Origin of the sequence: Sulfitobacter sp. 1A15299 (assembly GCF_043556915.1) — a bacterium.
Classification (GTDB): domain Bacteria; phylum Pseudomonadota; class Alphaproteobacteria; order Rhodobacterales; family Rhodobacteraceae; genus Sulfitobacter.
Genome location: NZ_JBIFFJ010000009.1, coordinates 61,022 through 81,034, shown reverse-complemented (window position 1 = coordinate 81,034; position 20,013 = coordinate 61,022). Strand labels below are relative to the sequence as shown.

Genomic DNA, 20,013 nt, shown 5'->3' with positions numbered 1-20,013 from the left:
GCGGCGCGGCGATTTCTCGACGCTCTTACCCTAGATGCGCGGCCACCTCGGCCCGCACCTTTTCGGCTGCGGCCTCTTTCACCGGGCCGTAGCCGCGGATTTCCATTGGCGCGGACAGCACCGCCAACGCTGCGTCATGGGGCAGGGCGGTGGCCTTTGCCATGACTTCCTCGTACCATCCGATAAGAGCAACCTCGAGCTTGCGGTCGGCGCCGTAGCTGAACGGGTCGGCCCACGTGCCGCGCAGCGGTTTCATCGCCGCCAGAAGGTCGAAGGCGCGGCCCATCCACGGGCCGAACTTGCGTTTGTTCGGGCGTCCGCGACCATCCTTGCCGGTGGGCCAAGCGGGCGGGGCGAGGTGGTAATGCACCTTGTAGTCGCCCTCGAAGGTATCGGCGATGCGCTCTTCGAAACCGCTTTGCCGATGCAGGCGCGCGACCTCGTATTCGTCTTTGTAAGCCATCAGCTTGAACAGCGATTTCGCCGCCGCGCGCATGAGGTCGTCAGAGCCTTCCGGCAGTTCGCCTGCCAGCGCATCGAGCTTGCCCTTGTAGCGCTGGGCATAGGCGTCGTTCTGGTAGCCGGTGAGGAATTCCATGCGGCGGGCGATCAGGTTCTCGACACTGTCGTCGGGCGCAGGGGCAGGGGCAAAATGTGCCTCGATCGCCTGCGGGTTGCCCGCCATGACCCGGCCAAATCCGAAGGCGGCGCGGTTCTTGTCGGGCACAACGCCGTTGAGTTCGATCGCCTGTTCGAGCGCGCTGAGCGAGACCGGCACCAGCCCCTTCTGCCACGCGAAACCCAGCATCATCACATTGGCAAAAACCGCGTCGCCCATCAGTTTCTCGGCCATGGCGTTGGCGTCAAAGGCCGAAAGGTTCTCGGCCCCCACCGCCTGCGCGATCACCGCCTCGCGGTCGTCGATCCGCAGGTCGGCGTCGCGGTTCAGCACCAGATCGCCGGTGGGCATCTCGGCGCGGTTCAGCACGATCCGCGTGCCGCGCCGGTAGTGGGCGGAAGCTTTCGGCGCGGAACTCACCACCATGTCGCAGCCGATCACCGCGTCGGCGCCGCCCTGATCGATGCGGACCTGATGCACCTCCTCGGGGCGTTTTGCGAGACGCACGTAGCCCAGCACGGTGCCGAACTTCTGCGCAAAACCAGTGAAATCGAGCACGCTGGAGCCCAGCCCCTCGAGATGCGCCGCCATGGTGATGAGCGCGCCCACGGTCACCACGCCGGTGCCGCCGACGCCGGTCACCATCAGGTTGAAGGGCTGGTCAAGCTTAGGCAGGTCGGGCATCGGCAATTGCGCCGAGAGCCCCGCCACGTCCAGCCCCGCGCCGGAGCGTTTGCGGCGGCTGCCGCCCTCCACCGTCACGAAGGAGGGGCAGAAACCGTTGAGGCAGGAGTAATCTTTGTTGCAGGTCGACTGGTTGATTTGGCGCTTGGTGCCGAACTCGGTCTTCTTCGGCTCGACGCTGAGGCAGTTCGACTCGAGGCTGCAATCGCCGCAGCCCTCGCAGACCAGATCGTTGATCATCACGAATTTCTTCGGATCGTCCATCAGCCCGCGCTTGCGCTTGCGGCGCTTCTCGGTGGCGCAGGTCTGTTCGTAGATCAGCACGGTGACGCCCGGGATGTCGCGCAACTCGCGCTGCACGCGGTCCAGAGCGCTGCGGTGGTCGAAGGTGGTGCCGGCGGGGAAATCGCCCTTCTCCAGCAGTTCGGGCCGGTCCGAGACCAGCGCGATCCGCTCCACACCCTCGGCACGACAGGCCTGCGCGATGGCGGCGACGGAGACGGGGCCGTCCACCGGCTGGCCGCCGGTCATCGCCACCGCGTCGTTGTAGAGGATTTTGTAAGTGATATTGGTCTTCGCCGCGACCGCCTGCCGGATCGCCAGCGAGCCGGAGTGATACCACGTACCCTCGCCGAGGTTCTGGAAGACGTGTTTGCCGCCGTTGAACAGCGAGGTGGCGATCCACGGCACGCCCTCGCCGCCCATCTGGGCAAAACCGGCGGTCTCGCGGTCCATCCAAGACGCCATGACATGGCAGCCGATGCCGGAGTTGGCTTTTGAGCCTTCGGGCAGCTTGGTGGAGGAGTTATGCGGGCAGCCCGAGCAGAAATAGGGGGTGCGGGTGGCGCCCTCGACGTTCAGCAGCACGGGCGGCTGGTCGGTCAGCGCGCGGGCCTTTTCGAGCAGCTTTTCCTGCGGAAAGAAGGCATGCAGACGCGCGGCGATGATCGGCACCAGTTTCAGCGGCGAGAGCTCCCCGGTCCAGGGCACGAGCTCCTCGAGGTTCTCGTCGTGCTTGCCGACCATCCGCGCGGGTTTCGAGCCGGGCCAGTCGTAGAAGGCTTCCTTGAACTGGCTCTCGATGATCCCGCGTTTCTCTTCGATCACAAGCACTTCGCGCTTGCCCTTCACGAAGTCGAGCGCGTCGTCCAGCGCCAGCGGCCAGACCATGCCGATCTTGTAGATGTCGATGCCGAGACGGCGGCAGGCGGCCTCGTCAAGGCCCAGAAGCCGCAGCGCCTCCATCGTGTCGAAATGGCCCTTACCGGTGGTGACGATGCCGAAGGAGGCGTCCTGCGTCTCGTAGATATGCCGGTCGATCGGATTGGCGCGCATGAAGGCCTGCACCGCGTCGAGCTTGTGATGCAGCCGCGTCTCGATCTCGGGGGAGGGCAGGTCACCCAGCCGCACATGCAGCCCGCCCGGGGGGGCGGTGTAGTCGGGCTGCTTGAAGACCCGGTCAGGCGTGAGTTCGACCGAAGCGCCGCTCTCCACGGTTTCGGAGATCGCTTTGAAGCCGACCCATGTGCCCGAGAAACGCGACAGCGCGATACCGTATTCGCCAAACGCCTGATATTCCGCCACCGAAGCCGGGTTCAGCGTCGGCATGAACCACGACATGAAGCCCACGTCGGACTGGTGCGGCATCGACGACGAAACACAGCCGTGGTCGTCGCCCGCCACCACCAGCACGCCGCCTTTGGGCGCGGAGCCATAGGCGTTGCCGTGTTTCAGCGCGTCGCCCGACCGGTCCACCCCCGGGCCTTTGCCGTACCACATGGAAAAGACCCCCTCGACCTCGGCCTGCGGGTCGAGATGGGCCTGCTGCGCGCCCAAAACCGCTGTGGCGCCAAGGTCTTCGTTCACCGCGGGCAGGAACTTCACCCCCGCCTTGGCCACCCTGTCCTTGATGCGCCAGTATTCCAGATCGAGCCCGCCCAAGGGCGAGCCGCGGTAGCCCGAGACGAAACCGGCGGTGTTCAACCCCGCCGCGCGATCACGCCGGGCCTGATCCAGCATAATGCGCACCAAAGCCTGCGTCCCGGTCAGAAAGACGCGGCCTTCGGTCTGATCATAGCGGTCATCAAGTTTATAAGTGGTAAATTCGCGCGGTTGTTCTGTCATGGGGGTCTCCTCATTGGGGAGTATACCGCAAGACGCGCGAATTTTTGCACCAGTTTTGCTGGTAGCCACAGGTAAAGGTGGGTAAATTATCCGAAATGCACCCGCAGAGTGAAAGATTTACCCGATGAGTGAACTGGATGCGACGGACCGGCAGCTTGTATTCCTGCTTCAGCAGGATTCGCGCCTGCCCAACGCACAACTGGCCGAAAAGCTGAACATTTCCGCTTCCGCCTGCTGGCGACGTGTCAAGGCGCTAGAGCAGGCCGGGGTGATCAAACGCTATGCCGCCGTGGTCGACCCCAAGGCGATGGGGCTGGGGTTCGAGGCGATGGTCCATGTGCATCTGACCCGGCATGACGCCTCGGCCCTCGCCAGTTTCATCCGCGCGATCCAAAGCCGGACGGAGGTGACGGAATGTTTCGCCACCACGGGCCAAGCGGATTATCACCTGCGCGTGCTGTGCCGCGATATCGACGCCTATAACGCCTTTTTGGAGAGCTTTCTGTTCCTGCATCCGGCGGTGAATTCGGCCACGACGAATGTGATCCTGCGGCAAATCAAATCCGACGCGCCGATCACCGGGTGAGGCGATCAGGGCGGCGTTTTCTGCGTTGGACATTTGCCGCATGCGTGCTTCATAAAGCAGCAGAGATCACACCCGAAGGAGAGACCCATGATGAGAACCCGTGCCGCCGTTGCCGTGGAAGCCGGCAAACCGCTTGAAATCATGGAGGTGAACCTCGAAGGGCCGAAACGCGGCGAGGTCTTGGTCGAGATCAAGGCGACCGGCCTGTGCCATACCGATGAGTTCACTCGCTCGGGCGACGATCCCGAAGGCATCTTTCCCGCCATCCTCGGCCATGAAGGCGCGGGTGTCGTGCTGGAAGTGGGCGAGGGCGTCACCACGCTGGAGCCGGGCGATCACGTTATCCCGCTTTATACGCCAGAGTGCCGCGAATGCGAATATTGCCTCAGCGGCAAGACCAACCTGTGTCAGGCGATCCGCGTGACCCAAGGCCAAGGCAAGCTGCCCGATGGCACGACGCGGTTCTCGATGCTGGATGGCACGCCGATCCACCACTACATGGGCTGTTCGACATTTGCCAACCACACCGTGGTGCCCGAGATCGCGCTGGCGAAAGTGCGAAAAGACGCGCCTTTTGACAAGATTTGCTATATCGGCTGTGGCGTCACCACGGGCATCGGGGCGGTGATCAATACCGCCAAGGTCGAATTGGGTGCGCGCTGCGTGGTCTTTGGGCTGGGCGGCATCGGTCTGAACGTCATTCAGGGCCTGCGCATGGCCGGGGCGGATCAGATCGTCGGCGTTGACCTTAACGACGACAAGGAAGAGGCCGCGCGTTACTTCGGCATGACCGATTTCGTGAACCCCTCGAAAGTTGACGGCGATCTGGTCGCGCATCTGGTCGAGTTGACCAAGGGCGGCGCGGATTACTCTTTTGACGCCACCGGCAACACCAAAGTCATGCGCGACGCGTTGGAATGCGCCCATAAGGGCTGGGGCGAGAGCATCATCATCGGCGTGGCACCCGCGGGGGCCGAGATCTCCACCCGGCCGTTCCAACTGGTCACCGGCCGGGTCTGGCGCGGCACCGCCTTTGGCGGGGCCAAGGGGCGGACGGATGTGCCCAAGATCGTCGATTGGTACATGAACGGCAAGATCGAGATCGACCCGATGATCACCCACAAACTGACCTTGGATCAGATCAACGAAGGTTTCGATCTGATGCACAAGGGTGAATCGATCCGGGCGGTCGTCGAATTTTAAGCGCTTGGCTGGAGGGCCGCGCGCTCTCCAGCCTAGACCTCTGCCGCGAGGGAGAGGAACAGGTCGACATCCATATAGGTCTCGACATGATCGGCCAGCGCGTCCAGCGCCTCTTCGACGCCGGTTTCAAAATCCAGCGAAGAGGTAACGCCGAAACCGCCAAGATAGGCGCGGCGGAAGGCATCCGAGCTGAAAATCCCATGCATATAGCAGCCCTGCACCCGGCCCGAGCGAGAGGCCGCGCCCTCGGGCGTGCCGTCGAAGCGGAGCCACGCGCGGGCGCAATCAGGGCCGGTGGTCTCTCCGATATGGATCTCGTAGCCGGTGAGGGTGGTGCCGCTCGCCGGGTGCTGGCCGCTCTTCTCGGACAGATGTTTGAGCGGGGCCATCGTGGTTTCCACATCCAGATGACCCAGCCCCGCCACCCGCGCCGCCGGGCCTTCGATCCCCTGCGGATCGGTGATGGTCTTGCCCAGCATCTGATAGCCGCCACAAAGGCCAAGCACATGGCCGCCGCGCCGGATATGGGCGGCAAGGTCGACGTCCCACCCCTCGGCCCGGAAGGCTTCGAGGTCGGAGATCGTGGACTTACTGCCGACCATGAGCACCAGATCGGCCTCGGCGGGCAGGGGGCTGCCGGGCATGACCATCCGCAGGTCGACGCCCGGCTCTGCGGCCAGCGGGTCGAGGTCATCGAAATTGGCGATCCGGGGCAGGCGCGGCACGGCGATAACGCAGCCCGACCCGCCTGAACGGGCGCGGGCGGGCAGGTCCATCACGTCTTCGGCGGGCAGGCGGTGGGCCGCGTCGAACCACGGGATCACCCCAAGGCTCGGCCAGCCGGTGCGGGCGGCGATGTCATCGCGCCCCGCGTCAAAGAGGCTGCGGTCACCGCGGAATTTGTTCACCGCAAAGCCGCGGATCAGCGCGTTATCTTCGGGGGAGAGCACGGCCTGCGTGCCGACGATCTGCGCGATCACCCCGCCGCGGTCGATATCGCCCATCAGCACCACCGACACGCCGGCGGCGCGGGCAAAGCCCATATTGGCAATGTCGCCCGCCCGCAGGTTCGTCTCAGCCGGGGAGCCCGCGCCCTCGATCACGATCAGATCGCAGCTGTCGGCCAAACGGCGAAAGGATTGCAGGATCGCGGGCATCAGGCTGGCTTTGTTGCGGCCAAACTCCCGCGCCTCTTGCTGTCCCGCGATTTTGCCTTGCACCACCACCTGCGCGCCGGTGGCGCTCTGGGGTTTTAGCAGCACCGGGTTCATGTCCGTATGCGGGGCCACGCCCGCCGCACGGGCCTGCAACGCCTGCGCGCGGCCAATCTCGCCCCCGTCTTCGGTGACGGCGGCGTTGTTGGACATGTTCTGCGGTTTGAATGGGCGCACCCGCAGGCCACGCCGGGCGCAGGCGCGGATCAATCCGGCGACGATCATCGACTTGCCGACATTGCTGCCGGTGCCTTGGATCATGATGGCTTTGGTCATGTCTGCTCGCCCTTGGTTTCACGCAAATTGGCGCAAATCCGGGGCAGGGGAAAGCCCATCGCCGAGGGGCAGGCACAAAAAAACGCAGCCCGAAGGCTGCGTCAATTGCGCCACTTGGCGGATATGTCTTAGGCGGCTTCGGCCTGAAGCGCGGCATTGCGGCGCTCGGATTCTTCACGCGACAGGGCGACGGAGGTCCGCACGCCTTTGCCGACGAATTCCATCAAACCTTCGACGACCCGCTCGTTGGGGTCGATACCGGCACAGCTCAGAACCTCGCGGCCATCGCGCGAGCGGGCCCAGCGGGCGATCTGTTCAGGACCGTTGCCATATTTTTTATCATCGGCAATTGCGTCATCCAAAGCAGCTAGCACCACAGCAGCAAAGAGCTTGCGCGCGCGGTTGCCTTGCTCGTTGTTGAAAGCGGTGCCATCAACGAAATCTTTCATCTCGTCGTCCTTTCGATTATTCTTGCTCTTGTCATTCGGGCGTGGAGGCCCTTATGACGGATAACTTTTGATTCGGATACCTCTATTTAGCATAGCTCCCATGCAGCTTGCGCATATCTAGTCTTTGCGGCAGCAGAAAATAACGCCTGCTTGCAGGGGACCATCCCTCCCGATATAGACCCGGACATCATATCATCAACCTTATGTCGTGGTTTTGTCACATGCCCAAGATTAACGGAAACGAGATCCGCCCCGGAAACGTCCTTGAACATAACGGTGGCCTCTGGGCGGCTGTGAAGGTCGATCACGTGAAGCCCGGCAAGGGCGGCGCCTTTGCCCAAGTCGAGATGCGCAACCTGCGCAACGGCTCCAAATTGAACGAACGCTTCCGCTCTGCCGACAAGGTCGAGCGTGTGCGGTTGGAGCAAAAAGACCAGCAATTTCTGTATGAAGACGACGGTATGCTGGTGGTGATGGACACCGAAACCTACGAGCAGGTGCAACTGTCTGCCGATCTTTTGGGTGAGCGTCGCCCCTTCTTGCAGGACGGCATGATGATCGTGGTCGAATATCACGAGGAGGAGGCGCTGAACGCCTCGCTGCCGCAGAAGGTGACCTGCAAAGTGGCCGAGACCGAGCCGGTGGTGAAGGGCCAAACGGCGGCCAATTCCTTCAAGCCTGCCGTGCTCGACAATGGTGTGAAGATCACCGTGCCGCCCTTCGTGGGCCAAGACGAGGACATCGTGGTGAACACCGAAACCATGGAATATGTCGAACGCGCCTGACGCGACGTCATCTTTGGTAAAGTAGATCAGCCCCGGTTTTGCCGGGGCTTTTTATTGTTTTAGCGCGCTCAGGCCGCAGGGCCGGGCCAAGTGACCTTTGCGCCTTCGGCCTCCATCGAGCCTTTGGCACGGTCGAACCGCAGATGCGCCAAAGCCTGACCGCCCGCTTGGGTGTAGAGCGTGCCCGCGGGTTTCCCCTCTGCCGTGATTGCCGTGCCGGGGGTGGCGCTGCCGCTGACCTCGACACGGGTCAGCCCTTTGCGCAACTCGGTCTTGTGTTTCATCCGGGCGGTCACCTCTTGACCGACATAGCACCCTTTGCGGAAATCCAGCCCGTTGATCCGATCAAACCCCGCCTCAAGGATAAAGGTGTCGGGGGTGAGTTCGATCCCCGTCTCGGGGATCAGATGGGCCACGCGCAGGGCGTTCCAATCGGTGGTGTCTTCGGTCTGCGGGGTGTCGCGATAGGCGCGCCAGCCCATCTCGGGGTGCCGCGGATCGGCCATGGCATCGTCGGGCGCAGGCCCGGTGCCGCGGTGCAGGTGCAACTCGGTCGGTTCAATCGTCACCTTGGCCCGCAGTTTGTACATCGACAGCCGATGGGTCAGCATGTCGCCAAGGCTTTCATCCACGTCCAGCAGAACGTCCTCGCCCTCGGCGATCAGAAAGAAATCGGCCATATATTTGCCCTGCGGCGTCAACAGGGCGGCATAGACCGGGCCTTGGTCCAGTTTGCCGATGTCATTGGTCACGATACCTTGCAGAAAGTCGCGGGTGTCAGGGCCGGAGAGGCGCAGAATGTGGCGCGGGGTCATGCGGGTGTCCTTTGATTGCTGGCCATGACATATAACCTGTCAAAGCCATCCAAAAGGGGCAACTATGCGCGCGCCGATCTCTGTCGTCATTCCCAGCCTCAACGCGGCCACCGCGCTGCCCGCTTGCCTCGCCGCGCTCGTCGAAGGGTTGCAGGCCGGGCTGATCCGCGAGGTGATCCTGAGCGATGGCGGCTCGACGGATGGCACGCGTGCGCTGGCCGAAGGCTGGGGGGGCGAGGTCGTCTCGGGCGCGCCTTCGCGTGGCGGGCAGTTGCGGCGTGGCTGCGACGCGGCGCAGGGGGCGTGGCTTCTGGTGCTGCACGCCGATACGGTGCTGGCCCCGGGCTGGAGCGATGCGGTGCATGATCACATGGCGCGCGGGGCAGCGGGCGCGGGGTGGTTTCGCCTGCGCTTCGATCAGCGCGGTCTGGCGCCACGCCTGGTGGCAAGCTGGGCGAACCTGCGCAGCGCTCTGGGCTTGCCCTATGGCGATCAGGGGCTGCTTTTGCCCCGCGCGCTTTATGATGCGGTCGGCGGCTATCCCGATCAGCCATTGATGGAGGATGTGGCACTGGCCCGGGCCCTTCGTGGCCGCTTGACCCGGCTGGATGGGATCGCCGTGACCAGTGCCGAGAAATACCGCCGTCAAGGCTGGCTGCGCCGGGGTGGGCGCAACCTCTGGACGCTGGCGCGCTATGCGATGGGGGCCAGCCCCGAGGCGCTGGCCAAAAGCTACCGGCGTTCGTGAAAGGGGCGTGGGTTTCCCCACCCCCCGCGCATTCAGTTAAAGAACGCCGCGCCGATCCGTTGGAGCAGATTTGGCTGGCGCGCCCTTTCACGGCGTTTCTTCGCGGAGAGGGCGCTGAGTCCGCGGGCGTCCGATACGGTCTTCCCGTCGCGATATTGCAGGCGGTATAGGTCGGCGTAGATGCCGCCGCGTTCCATCAACTCGTCATGGGTGCCCTCGTCGGTGACGCGGCCCCGGTCCATCACCACGATCTTATCCGCGCTGCGGATGGTCGACAGCCGGTGCGCGATGACAATGGTGGTGCGCCCCTTGGCGAGGCGATCGAGCGCGTCCTGCACCACCTGCTCGGATTGCGCATCAAGGGCGCTGGTGGCCTCATCCAGCAGCAGGATCGGCGTGTCGCGCAGCAGGGCGCGGGCGATCACCACGCGTTGGCGCTGCCCGCCCGACAGGGCCGAGCCGCGCGGGCCGACGCGGGTGTCCAACCCCTGTTTCAACTGCGGCAGAAAGTCCGCCACATGGGCGGCCTTCAGCACCCGGTCGAGTTCTTCGTCGGTGACATTCTCACGGCCCAGCACGATGTTCTCGCGCAGGGTTTCATCGAACAAGAGCGCCTCTTGCGTCACGACAGAAAACAGGCCGCGCAGGTCCGGGATGGTCATCGAAGCGGTGTCGACGCCGCCGATGCGTACCGTACCGCTTTGCGGATCCACCAGCCGGGTCAGCAGGTTGAAGATGGTCGACTTTCCCGCCCCCGAAGCGCCGACCAGCGCGGTCGTCTGGCCTGCTTTCGCGGTCAGGTCCAAGCCGTTCAACACCTTCGTGTCGCCGTAGGAGAGCGAGACATCTGTCAGCGTCACATCGGGCGGACCATCGGGCGCGGCCTGCGCTTTGTCCGGGCTGCGCAGATGCAGGGGCGCGTCGAGCAATTCCTTGATCCGTTCCAGCGCGGCGGCGGCCATCTGCCATAGGCCGCTGATTGCGCCGAGGCGGCGGAGGGGGGAGAACATGAACCCCAGCGAGGTGAAGAAGGTCATGAACTCGCCAATGGTCTTGTTGCCGGCGATGATCTCGGACCCGCCGTAGACGATCACGGCCATGAAGCCGATGCCCGACATGATGTCGATCATTGCCGGGATCGCGGAATTGCCAAAGGCGGCGCGGACTTCGGTGCGGATGAAGGTGCGTGTCAACTCGCGGTATTGCCGGGCTTGGTAGTCCTCCAGCGCGTTGAGCTTGATTTGTACGATGCCGTGGAAAACCTCGTCCAACCGGGTCGAGAGGCTGGCCCCGATGTCGCGCGCCTCGCGCGAGCGGGCGCGGACGAAACGCTGGGCGATGGCGGCGGGCAGCACCATCAGCGGCACGCCGACCATTGCCAGAAGCGCCCAGATCGGGTCAATCGCGATGGCCACGCCCATGAGGATCACCAGCCCGACCAGATCGCGCCCCGCGCCGGTGATCACCGCGCGCCAGACATCGCTGACCGCATTCACATCCGATTGCACGCGCTGGACAAGAAAGCCGGGCGGGTGGCTTTGGTGAAAGGCGCCGTCTTGCTGCATCATCCGGTCCAGCAGGTCGATGCGCAGATCCGCCGCCGTGCGCTGTGCCACGCGGGTCAGGAGCACCTTTTGCACCACCGTGGCGAGCGCCCGCAGCGCAAAGATTGCCACCAGCACCAGCCCGACCCAGACCAGCGCCCCGCGGTCGCCGCCGACAAAGACGCGGTCGAACATCGGCTCCATCAGTTTTGCCAGCACGCCCAAGGTCGAACCTTCGATGATCATGAAGATCACCGCGATGGCCATCAGGCCGGTGTGTTTCTTTAGATAGTCCCGCCAAAGCCAGCGCATCAACTGCGCGGAGGTGTAACTGTCATCATTCATACCGGTGCCTGATCCTTTTGGGCAGTCGGATCCCGTGTACGAAAGCCGCGCAGGCAGGGCAAGCCGTCGCGCAGGTCGGGCAAGGTGCGCAGGGGGCGGTCTCAGCGCGTGGAAGGGGGGCTTAGGGGCGCGCCTTACCTAAGGTCCGATCGCGTGTTGACCCCGGCCTGCCGGGCAGTAAGCTGCGCCCGACCGTCCCCCGGTCACGCATTTTCAAAACGGCAGCCAATATCATGACAAAGCAGAATAAACTCGCCCCCGGTCGTTCGTACCTTGCCATTCCCGGCCCCTCGGTCATGCCCGACGCGGTGCTGAGCGCGATGCACCGCGCGGCCCCCAATATCTATGAAGGCGAATTGGTCGAGATGATGCCTGCGCTGGCCGCTGACCTAAAGCGCGTGGCGCGTACAGATCGTCATGTGGCGATGTATATCAGCAACGGCCACGGCGCGTGGGAAGCCGCGCTGAGCAATGTCATAGCCCCCGGCGACCGGGTATTGGTGCTGGCCACGGGGCGTTTCGGCCATGGCTGGGCCGAAATGGCGACGGGGCTGGGGGCCGAGGTGGATATCCTCGACTTTGGCCGCAACGCGCCCGTCGATCTCGCACAGGTGGCCGAACGCCTGAAGGCCGACAGCGGCCACCAAATCAAGGCGGTGATGGCGGTGCATGTGGACACCTCAAGCTCAGTCCGCAACGATGTGCCGGGCCTGCGCCGCCTGTTGGATGAGGCGGGCCACCCCGCGCTTTTGATGGCCGATTGCATCGCGTCACTGGGCTGTGAGCGCTTCGAGATGGATGCTTGGGGCGTCGATGTCATGGTCACCGCTTCGCAAAAGGGGCTGATGGTGCCGCCGGGCATGGCCTTCGTCTTTTTCAACGACCGGGCCGAGGCAGCCCGTGCGCGTCTGCCCCGCGTGAGCCGCTATTGGGATTGGTCGCCGCGCGCCCATGCGCAGGAGTTCTATCAATACCACGGCGGCACGGCGCCGACGCATCACCTCTACGGCCTGCGCGCCGCCCTCGACATCATTCACGAAGAGGGGATCGAGCAGGTCTGGCAACGCCATGAGACGCTGGCCCGGGCGGTCTGGGCGGCCTGTGAGGCGTGGTCGGCCAAGGGCAGCCTGCGGTTCAACATCGAAGACCGCGCCCTGCGCAGCCATGCCGTCACCGCGCTGCGGCTGCAAGCCCCCCACGCGACCGAGTTGCGCGATTGGGTGCAGGGCAATCTGGGCCTGACACTGGGCGTGGGGCTGGGCATGGCCCTGCCGGGGGAGCCCGCGTGGCACGGCTTTTTCCGCCTTGGCCATATGGGTCATGTGAACGGCCAAATGATCATGGGGCTGCTCGGCGGGATCGAAGCCGGGCTTTCGGCGCTGAAGATCGACCACGGCCCGGGCGCCCTGCAAGCAGCGGCAGAGGTGATCGGCGGGGCTTAGGCCCCGCGCGCGTCAGCTAGGGCCGCGGGCAAGGCGGCGGCGAAGTGATCCAGCTCTTCCGCCGTGCTGCAACTGATACGGATGCAGCGGTTTTGCGGCGCCGCAAATGGCATCCTCACGAAGATCCCCCGCGCCACCAGCGCGTCGAGGACCGCCTTGGCGAAAGCGCCATCACGGCCACAATCGACGGCGACGAAATTGGCGGCAGAGGGGAGGGTGCTCAGCCCGTTCTCTTCGGCGATATGGGCGATCCGGCGGCGCGCCCCGGCGATTTTGGTCTGAACCTCTTTCAGGTAGCTCTGATCCTGCACCGCCGCCAAAGCCCCCGCCTGCGCCGCGCGGTTCAGGCCAAAGTGGTTGCGGACCTTGTGAAAGGCGGTGATCAACTCGGGCGCGGCGATGGCATAGCCGATCCGCGCCCCGGCGAGGCCGTAGGCTTTGGAAAAGGTCCGCATCCGGATCACCCGGGGGTCATCGGCGGAAAGCACGGGCGCGGTGCCCTCGGGGGCGCATTCGATATAGGCCTCGTCCAGCAACAGCAGGCTGCCTTGCGGCAGGTCGTCGAGCGCGCGTGCCAGTGCCGCGCCCTCGTGCCAAGTGCCCATCGGGTTGTCGGGATTGGCGAGGTAGACCAGCTTGGCGTCGACCTCCGCCGCCTTGGCGAACAGCGCCGCCGGGTCTTCGTGATCGTCGCGGTAGGGCACCTTGTGCAGCACGCCGCCAAAGCCCGTGACATGGTAATTGAAGGTTGGATAGGCGCCTTCCGAGGTCACCACCGCATCGCCTTCGCCCACCAGCAGACGCACGAGGTAGCCCAGCAGCCCGTCGATACCCTCGCCTACGATGATGTTGGCAGGGGAGATGCCGTGCAACTCGGCCAGTGCCGCGCGCAACTTCACGCATTCTGAATCGCCGTATTTCCACATTTCGGTCTCGGCCATGGCCGCGATGGCGCGGGGCGAGGGGCCAAAGACGTTTTCATTGGCGCCAAGCCGCGCTTTGAAGGGGCGTCCAAGGACGCGCTCCTGCGCTTCGGGGCCCACGAAGGGGACATTGGCGGGCAGGCGTTGGGCGAGGGGGGTGAGGCGTGCATATGTCATGCTCCAAGGTGTAGGGGCGGGCCCGTGAGAGGGCAAGTGCCGCAGCACCTGCCGCCACGTTTTGCTGGTGCCGCGCGATGATCTGCGCTGAACTGCGCCAAACTTTCAGGAGAACAGCCATGCCCCGCGTCAGCACTCGGATCGAAGACCATATCGCCCATGTGACCCTCACCCGCGCAGACAAGATGAACGCGGTGGATGACGAAATGATCGAGGCGATCATCGCGGCAGGGCAGGAGGTGGCGGCTTCGGACGCCCGCGTGGTGCTGCTCTCGGGCGAGGGCAAAGGCTTTTGCGCGGGCATTGATATTGGCGGGCTCTCGGGGATGCTGGGGCAGGATGTCGAGGCGTTGATCATGCCCCGCAGCCATGGCGCGGGCACGACGAACAAATGGCAAGAGGTGTCGATGGTTTGGCACCGTTTGGAAATCCCGGTCATCGCTGCGCTGCATGGGGTGGTCTATGGTGCCGGGATGCAGCTGGCGCTTGGGGCGGATATTCGGATTGCCGCGCCGGATACGAAGCTTGCAGTGATGGAGATGAAATGGGGCATCGTGCCGGATATGGGCGGTATGGTGCTGCTGCCGCGGCTGGTGCGCTCGGACGTGTTGCGCCGGCTGACCTATACTGCCGCGCCGGCGGATGCCGCGCAGGCGGAGCGTTGGGGGCTGGTGACCGAGATCGCCGAAGACCCGCAGGCGGCAGCGCTGGAATTGGCGCAGGTGATCGCGGGCAAGGGGCCGAATGCGATCCGCACGGCCAAGCGGTTGATCGGATATGCGGAGACGGGGGCGTCGGATGCGGATGTGCTCTTGGCTGAATCGCGCGAGCAGGCGGCGCTGTTGGGCAAGCCCGAGCAGATGGAGGTGATCGCAGCGGAGTTCGGCAAACGGCCCGCGGTGTTCAAGTAGGACGGCTTGGGAACCGGTCACGTTGAACGAAACAGCCCGGAATCAAGGCCGCAGGCCGCCGGGCAGCGCCAGACCGCCCGAACGGGCTGGCGCTTTTGCAATCGAAGTGCTGTCCTGTGAGCTTGGCGTAAGCGCGGCAAAGATTAATTGCCCAACTGGCGCGTCAGATGAGCCATCCCGCGGTCTGGCCCTCCCCGGCTTGCGCTTCGCTCGCGACCAGCGCAACAGCCCGGAGTCAAGGCCGCAGGCCGCCGGGCAGCGCCAGACCGCCCCCGGGGCTGGCGCTTTTGCAAGCGAAGTCCCGTCCTGAGGACCCGGCGCAAGCGCGGCAGAAATTAACTGCCTAACTGTGGCGTAAGGAGCGCCATCCCGCGGTCTGGCGCTGCCCGGCTCCGCCCCCCGCCTCAGGCCAGTTCGGCCAAGCGGTCCAGCGCCGCCTGCAACTGGTCCGCCTCTTCCTGGCGTGCATCCAGATTGGCCTGCGCCTCGGCCACCACCTCTTCCGGCGCGGAGGCCGCGAACTTAGGGTTGTTGAGACGCCCTTTCAGCCCACCAATCTCCTTGCCGAGCTTGTCGAGCGACTTTTGCAGACGCGCCTTCTCGGCGTCGATGTCAATGAGCCCCGCGAGCGGCAGGCCGAAGCTCGCCCCCGGCGCGGCGATCGAGACGGTGCCTTTCGGGAAGCTCTCGCTCCGCTCGAGGCTCTCGACCCGGGCCAGACGTTTTATCATCACCTCGTTGCGGTCCCAGGCCCCCTGGGCAGCGGCATCCATCTCGGTCACCAGCATCGGCACCTTCAGCCCCGCGGGCACATGCATCTGCTGGCGGGCCGAACGGATGCTCTCGATCAGGCCGATCACCCAGTTCAGCTCGCGGTCCGCGTCCGCATCCAGCAGATCGGCGGTGGTGTAGTCGGGCCAGTCGGTCAGGCCGAGCAGTTCGTCGCGTTTGGCGGTGGTCTGCCACAACTCCTCGGTGATGAAGGGCATGATGGGGTGCAACAGGATCAGGCATTGCTCCAGCACCCAAGCCATGGTGGCGCGGGTCTCTTCGGCCTCGGGCGCGTCGTCCTGCAACAGCGGCTTGGACAGCTCCACGTACCAGTCGCAAACTTTGCCCCAGACGAAGGCATAAAGCGCATTGGCCGCGTCGTTGAACCGGAAGTTGCCGAGGGCTGCGTCGACCTCCTCGCGCACCCGCGCGGTCTCGCCCACGATCCACTTGTTCAGCGTGGCGGTGGGCTGCGGCTGCGCGGCTGGCATCGCGTCGAAGACGCCGTTCATCTCGGCAAAGCGATGTGCGTTCCAGAGCTTGGTGCCGAAGTTGCGGTAGCCCGCGATGCGCTGCGTCGAGAGCTTCAGGTCGCGCCCCATCGCCGCCATCGAGGTTAGGGTGAAACGCACCGCGTCAGCGCCGTATTCGTCGATCAGCTCCAGCGGGTCGAGCACATTGCCCAGCGACTTCGACATCTTCTTGCCCTTCTCGTCGCGCACCAGCGCGTGGACATAGACGGTGTCGAAGGGTTTCTGATCGACCACAGCATATTGCATCATCATCATCCGGGCGACCCAGAAGAAGATGATGTCAAAGCCGGTCACCAGCACGGAGGTGGGGAAGTACTTTTCCAGCTCCGCCGTCTGCTCGGGCCAACCCAGCGTGCCGATGGGCCAGAGGCCCGAGGAGAACCACGTGTCGAGCACGTCCGGATCGCGGCGCAGGGTCTTGCCGGGCGCCATGGCCTGCGCCTCGGCCTCACTGGGCGCGCAATATTCGTTGCCCTCGTCATCGAACCACACCGGGATCTGGTGCCCCCACCAAAGCTGGCGCGAGATGCACCACGGCTCGATGTTCTCCAGCCAGTGGAAATACACCTTGCGGTCCTGTTCGGGCAGGATCGTCACCTCGCCCGAGCGCACGGCGTCGATGGCGGGCTGCACGATCTTGTCGGTGGCGACGAACCACTGGTCGGTCAGCATCGGCTCGATCACCACCTTGGAGCGGTCGCCGAAGGGCTGCATGATCTTCTTGGCCTCTACGAGCGGCACGAGGTTCTCCTCCTCGGTGCGCATCTCGCCGCCCTCGCCGGGCTCGACGGGGGCTTTCTTGGCGGCGCGGCCAAGGCGGGGATCGGTGGCCTCGGTCATCACGGCAAGGCCTTCGGCTGTCACGTCCTCGACCACGCGCTTGCGCGCTTCGAAACGGTCGAGGCCGCGGTAGGCGTCGGGCACGAGGTTGATCTCGGTGGCGTCCTCGGGGGCGGCTTCGGAGCCCTCGGCGATGGCCTGCGCGCGGGCGGCGGCCTGATCGTAGGGCAGACCATCGGCGCGCATGCGCCCTTGCGTGTCCATCAGCGCGTAGAGCGGGATGTTGTTGCGCTTGGCCACACCATAGTCGTTGAAGTCATGCGCACCGGTGATTTTCACAGCACCGGAGCCGAAGTTCTTGTCCGGGTATTCATCGGTGATGATCGGGATAAGGCGGCGCTGCGCCTTCGGGCCAACCGGGATTTCGCAGAGTTTCCCGACGATTGAGGCGTAACGTTCATCCGATGGATGAACCGCCACCGCCCCGTCGCCCAGCATGGTTTCGGGGCGGGTTGTGGCGATGGAGATATAGTCGCGGGTCTCTTCGAAGAGCACGGTGCCGTCCTCGTCCCGCTCGACATAAGTGTAGGTCTCGCCCCCCGCCAGTGGGTATTTGAAATGCCACATGTGGCCGTCGACCTCGGTGCTCTCGACCTCGAGGTCGGAGATCGCGGTCTCGAAATGCGGGTCCCAGTTGACCAGCCGCTTGCCGCGGTAGATCAGCCCCTTGTTGTACATGTCCACGAAGACCTTGATCACGGCGTCGTGGAAATTGCCCTCTTCACCCTCGGGTGCGCCGGGGGCGCCGGACATGGTGAAGGCGTTGCGCGACCAGTCGCAGGAGGCACCCAGACGGCGCAGCTGATCGATGATCGTGCCGCCGGATTTCTGCTTCTGCTCCCAAACCTTGGCGGTGAAAGCTTCGCGGCCCAGCTCGCGACGGCCGGGCTGGCCACTGGCGGCCAATTCGCGCTCCACCACCATCTGCGTGGCGATGCCCGCGTGGTCCTGACCCGGCTGCCAGAGCGTGTCGAACCCCTGCATCCGGTGCCAGCGCACGAGGATGTCCTGCAGCGTGTTGTTGAAGGCATGGCCCATGTGCAGCGAGCCGGTGACATTGGGCGGCGGGATCATCACGGAAAAATGCGCGTCCCGCTGCGCATTCGCGCCCGCTTTGAACGCGCCCTTGGTCTCCCAATCGGCGTAGATGCGGCTTTCCGCCTCGGCGGCGTTGAAGGTCTTTTCGAGTGCCATGGTCATGATCCCTTTTGTTGCGCCCCGTTTAGCGCTCTGGCGCGGTAAGGGAAAGACCCCTGACCGGGGCTTGCGGCACGGGGGCAGGGCTTAGCCGCTGCGGTCGATCTTGGTGCTCAGGTGGATCAGGCTCTCGCTGCCCTTGACGCCGCGCGTCTCGCCGATGCGGTCGAGGGTCTCGTCCAACTCCTGCGTGGTCTGGGCCGCGATCTGCACGAGCAGGTCAAAGCGGCCGGAGGTGGTATGCACCACCTGCACCGCCGGCAGGCTGCGCAGCCGCGCCAAAACTGCGGGGCCGGCGCGCAGCTCGATATTGACCAGAGCGGTAGCATGCAGCGGCGCGCGGGCGGCTTCCCCCAAACGCAGCGTATAGCCAAGGATGGCACCGCAGCGTTCCAGCCGTTCCAGCCGGGCCTGCACGGTGGTGCGGGCAAGGCCGAGGCCGCGCGCCAGATCGGCCACCGGCTGGCGGGCGTTGGATTGCAGCGCCGCGATCAAAGCGCGGTCGGTATCGTCAAGTTGTGCTGTCACGTCGTCACTATGCCCAAAGTTTGCGTCACTTTAGGCGGTATGACACGATGAATCGACCGAAATTCGCGCTTTATTGGAGAAAAGCAGTGAAGAGGCTCCCATGCAGCATATCGCCCCCCTTTCCAATAGCCCTGCCGCCTATCTGGCCAAACACAGCCCCGATAAGCCGGTGTTGTTTCTGGCCCCATCGGTGCTGCAAGCGACCGCGCGGCGGTTTCAAGCGGATTTCGACGGGCTGGTGACCTATGCGGTCAAGGCCAACGACCGGGCGGAGGTACTGTCGAACCTTGTCGCGGCGGGGATCACCACCTTCGATGTCGCCTCTCCGGTAGAGATGGCTGCAGTGCGGGCGGTCTGCCCGGAGGCCGTGCTGCATTACAACAACCCCGTGCGCTCGGCTTCCGAGGTGGAGGCCGGGATCGCGGCGGGGGTCTATAGCTGGTCGGTCGACGATATGTCGGAATTGGCCAAGTTGCGCGATGTGCCGCGCGACAATGAGGTGGCGGTGCGCTTTGCCTTGCCGGTGAAGGGCGCGGCCTATGACTTCGGCTCGAAATTCGGCGCGGCCCCTGAAGAGGCAGCGGCGCTGTTGCGCGCGGTGGTCGAGATGGGGTTCACACCGTCGATGTGTTTCCACCCCGGCACGCAGTGCAACGATCCGCAGGCTTGGGTGCAATATGTCCATGCAGCGGCGGATATTCTGCGCATGGCCGATGTCTCGATTGACCGGTTGAACATCGGCGGGGGCTTTGCGGTGGACCGTGGATTTGATGCGCCAGACCACCGGGCCGTCTTCGCCGCCGTCAATGCGGCGCTGGATGAGAGTTTTGGCGCGGATGCCCCTGTGCTGCTTTGTGAGCCGGGCCGGGCGATGGTGGCCGATGCCGCCGTGCTGGCCACCCGCATCAAGGGGATGCGCAATGACGGGCGCACCGTCTTTCTCAACGACGGCATCTATGGCGGGCTGCCCGATCTGCGCGATATGGGTCTTTCGGGATTGGTCGATGTGATCGGCCCCGATGGCACGCGGCGTCAGGGGGCAGCCAAGCCGCGCGTGGTCTTCGGACCGACCTGCGATTCGCTGGACCGTCTGCCCGATGGCCTGCCACTGCCTGAGGATGCACAGACCGGGGATTACCTCCTGTTCGGGGGCATGGGAGCCTATTCTATCGCCATGTCGACCGCCTTTAACGGCTATGGGTTGGCAGGGGTGACGCTGGTCTCAAACCTTGAAGGCGCGCTTACCCGCAAGGCGGCCTGAGCCTCTGGACACTGGCGGCGCGCCCGTTACTGTTGCGC

The 20,013-nt window shown here is 64.6% G+C and carries 15 protein-coding genes; 7 read left to right on the top strand and 8 right to left on the bottom strand.

The window, feature by feature from the left end:
• Positions 1 to 25 precede the first annotated feature (25 nt).
• Entirely contained in the window at positions 26 to 3,427 is a 3,402-nt protein-coding gene (locus ACGYK7_RS11500) for an indolepyruvate ferredoxin oxidoreductase family protein (RefSeq protein WP_394402363.1), read from the bottom strand.
• A 124-nt stretch (positions 3,428 to 3,551) separates the two neighbouring features.
• On the opposite strand from ACGYK7_RS11500, the gene ACGYK7_RS11495 reads away from it, so the two are divergent.
• Both ACGYK7_RS11495 and ACGYK7_RS11490 read left to right on the top strand, forming a co-directional pair.
• Entirely contained in the window at positions 3,552 to 4,013 is a 462-nt protein-coding gene (locus ACGYK7_RS11495; protein ID WP_394402360.1) for an Lrp/AsnC family transcriptional regulator, read from the top strand.
• 90 nt (positions 4,014 to 4,103) lie between these two features.
• A complete protein-coding gene (locus ACGYK7_RS11490; RefSeq protein ID WP_394402405.1) occupies positions 4,104 to 5,216 on the top strand; it encodes an S-(hydroxymethyl)glutathione dehydrogenase/class III alcohol dehydrogenase in 1,113 nt (370 codons plus the stop codon).
• Positions 5,217 to 5,248: 32 nt separating this feature from the next.
• Here ACGYK7_RS11490 and ACGYK7_RS11485 read toward each other — a convergent pair whose 3' ends face one another.
• Entirely contained in the window at positions 5,249 to 6,706 is a 1,458-nt protein-coding gene (locus ACGYK7_RS11485; protein WP_394402357.1) for a cobyric acid synthase, read from the bottom strand.
• Between the two features lie 128 nt (positions 6,707 to 6,834).
• Positions 6,835 to 7,155, bottom strand: coding sequence for a DUF6280 family protein (locus ACGYK7_RS11480; protein WP_007120494.1), 321 nt, complete (start codon positions 7,153 to 7,155; stop codon positions 6,835 to 6,837).
• 221 nt (positions 7,156 to 7,376) lie between these two features.
• Between ACGYK7_RS11480 and efp the strand changes: the two genes are divergently transcribed.
• Positions 7,377 to 7,940 (top strand): elongation factor P, encoded by a 564-nt coding sequence (gene efp, locus ACGYK7_RS11475; RefSeq protein ID WP_394402355.1) that lies wholly within the window; start codon positions 7,377 to 7,379, stop codon positions 7,938 to 7,940.
• 68 nt (positions 7,941 to 8,008) lie between these two features.
• Here efp and ACGYK7_RS11470 read toward each other — a convergent pair whose 3' ends face one another.
• Positions 8,009 to 8,755: a YgfZ/GcvT domain-containing protein gene (locus ACGYK7_RS11470; protein WP_394402353.1), complete on the bottom strand. Its 747-nt coding sequence runs from the start codon at positions 8,753 to 8,755 to the stop codon at positions 8,009 to 8,011.
• Positions 8,756 to 8,819: 64 nt separating this feature from the next.
• Between ACGYK7_RS11470 and ACGYK7_RS11465 the strand changes: the two genes are divergently transcribed.
• A complete protein-coding gene (locus ACGYK7_RS11465) occupies positions 8,820 to 9,503 on the top strand; it encodes a TIGR04283 family arsenosugar biosynthesis glycosyltransferase (RefSeq protein ID WP_394402351.1) in 684 nt (227 codons plus the stop codon).
• Between the two features lie 32 nt (positions 9,504 to 9,535).
• Here ACGYK7_RS11465 and ACGYK7_RS11460 read toward each other — a convergent pair whose 3' ends face one another.
• On the bottom strand, positions 9,536 to 11,392 hold the full coding sequence (locus tag ACGYK7_RS11460) for an ABC transporter ATP-binding protein (RefSeq protein ID WP_394402349.1): 1,857 nt from the start codon (positions 11,390 to 11,392) through the stop codon (positions 9,536 to 9,538).
• A 233-nt stretch (positions 11,393 to 11,625) separates the two neighbouring features.
• Here ACGYK7_RS11460 and ACGYK7_RS11455 point away from each other — a divergent pair, with 233 nt between their 5' ends.
• On the top strand, positions 11,626 to 12,834 hold the full coding sequence (locus ACGYK7_RS11455) for a pyridoxal-phosphate-dependent aminotransferase family protein (RefSeq protein ID WP_394402346.1): 1,209 nt from the start codon (positions 11,626 to 11,628) through the stop codon (positions 12,832 to 12,834).
• Here the strand turns inward: ACGYK7_RS11455 and ACGYK7_RS11450 are convergent.
• A complete protein-coding gene (locus ACGYK7_RS11450; RefSeq protein ID WP_394402343.1) occupies positions 12,831 to 13,934 on the bottom strand; it encodes a pyridoxal phosphate-dependent aminotransferase in 1,104 nt (367 codons plus the stop codon). The two genes, ACGYK7_RS11455 and ACGYK7_RS11450, sit on opposite strands and share 4 nt — an antisense overlap.
• A gap of 119 nt (positions 13,935 to 14,053) precedes the next feature.
• On the opposite strand from ACGYK7_RS11450, the gene ACGYK7_RS11445 reads away from it, so the two are divergent.
• A complete protein-coding gene (locus ACGYK7_RS11445) occupies positions 14,054 to 14,845 on the top strand; it encodes a crotonase/enoyl-CoA hydratase family protein (protein ID WP_394402340.1) in 792 nt (263 codons plus the stop codon).
• Between the two features lie 404 nt (positions 14,846 to 15,249).
• Here ACGYK7_RS11445 and ACGYK7_RS11440 read toward each other — a convergent pair whose 3' ends face one another.
• Positions 15,250 to 18,183, bottom strand: coding sequence for a valine--tRNA ligase (locus ACGYK7_RS11440; protein ID WP_394402337.1), 2,934 nt, complete (start codon positions 18,181 to 18,183; stop codon positions 15,250 to 15,252).
• A gap of 90 nt (positions 18,184 to 18,273) precedes the next feature.
• On the bottom strand, positions 18,274 to 18,714 hold the full coding sequence (locus ACGYK7_RS11435) for an Lrp/AsnC family transcriptional regulator (RefSeq protein WP_209219353.1): 441 nt from the start codon (positions 18,712 to 18,714) through the stop codon (positions 18,274 to 18,276).
• A gap of 100 nt (positions 18,715 to 18,814) precedes the next feature.
• Between ACGYK7_RS11435 and ACGYK7_RS11430 the strand changes: the two genes are divergently transcribed.
• The gene (locus ACGYK7_RS11430) at positions 18,815 to 19,975 is read left to right on the top strand and encodes a type III PLP-dependent enzyme (RefSeq protein WP_394402335.1); all 1,161 of its coding nucleotides are present in this window, start codon (positions 18,815 to 18,817) and stop codon (positions 19,973 to 19,975) included.
• The last annotated feature ends 38 nt before the right edge of the window (positions 19,976 to 20,013 follow it).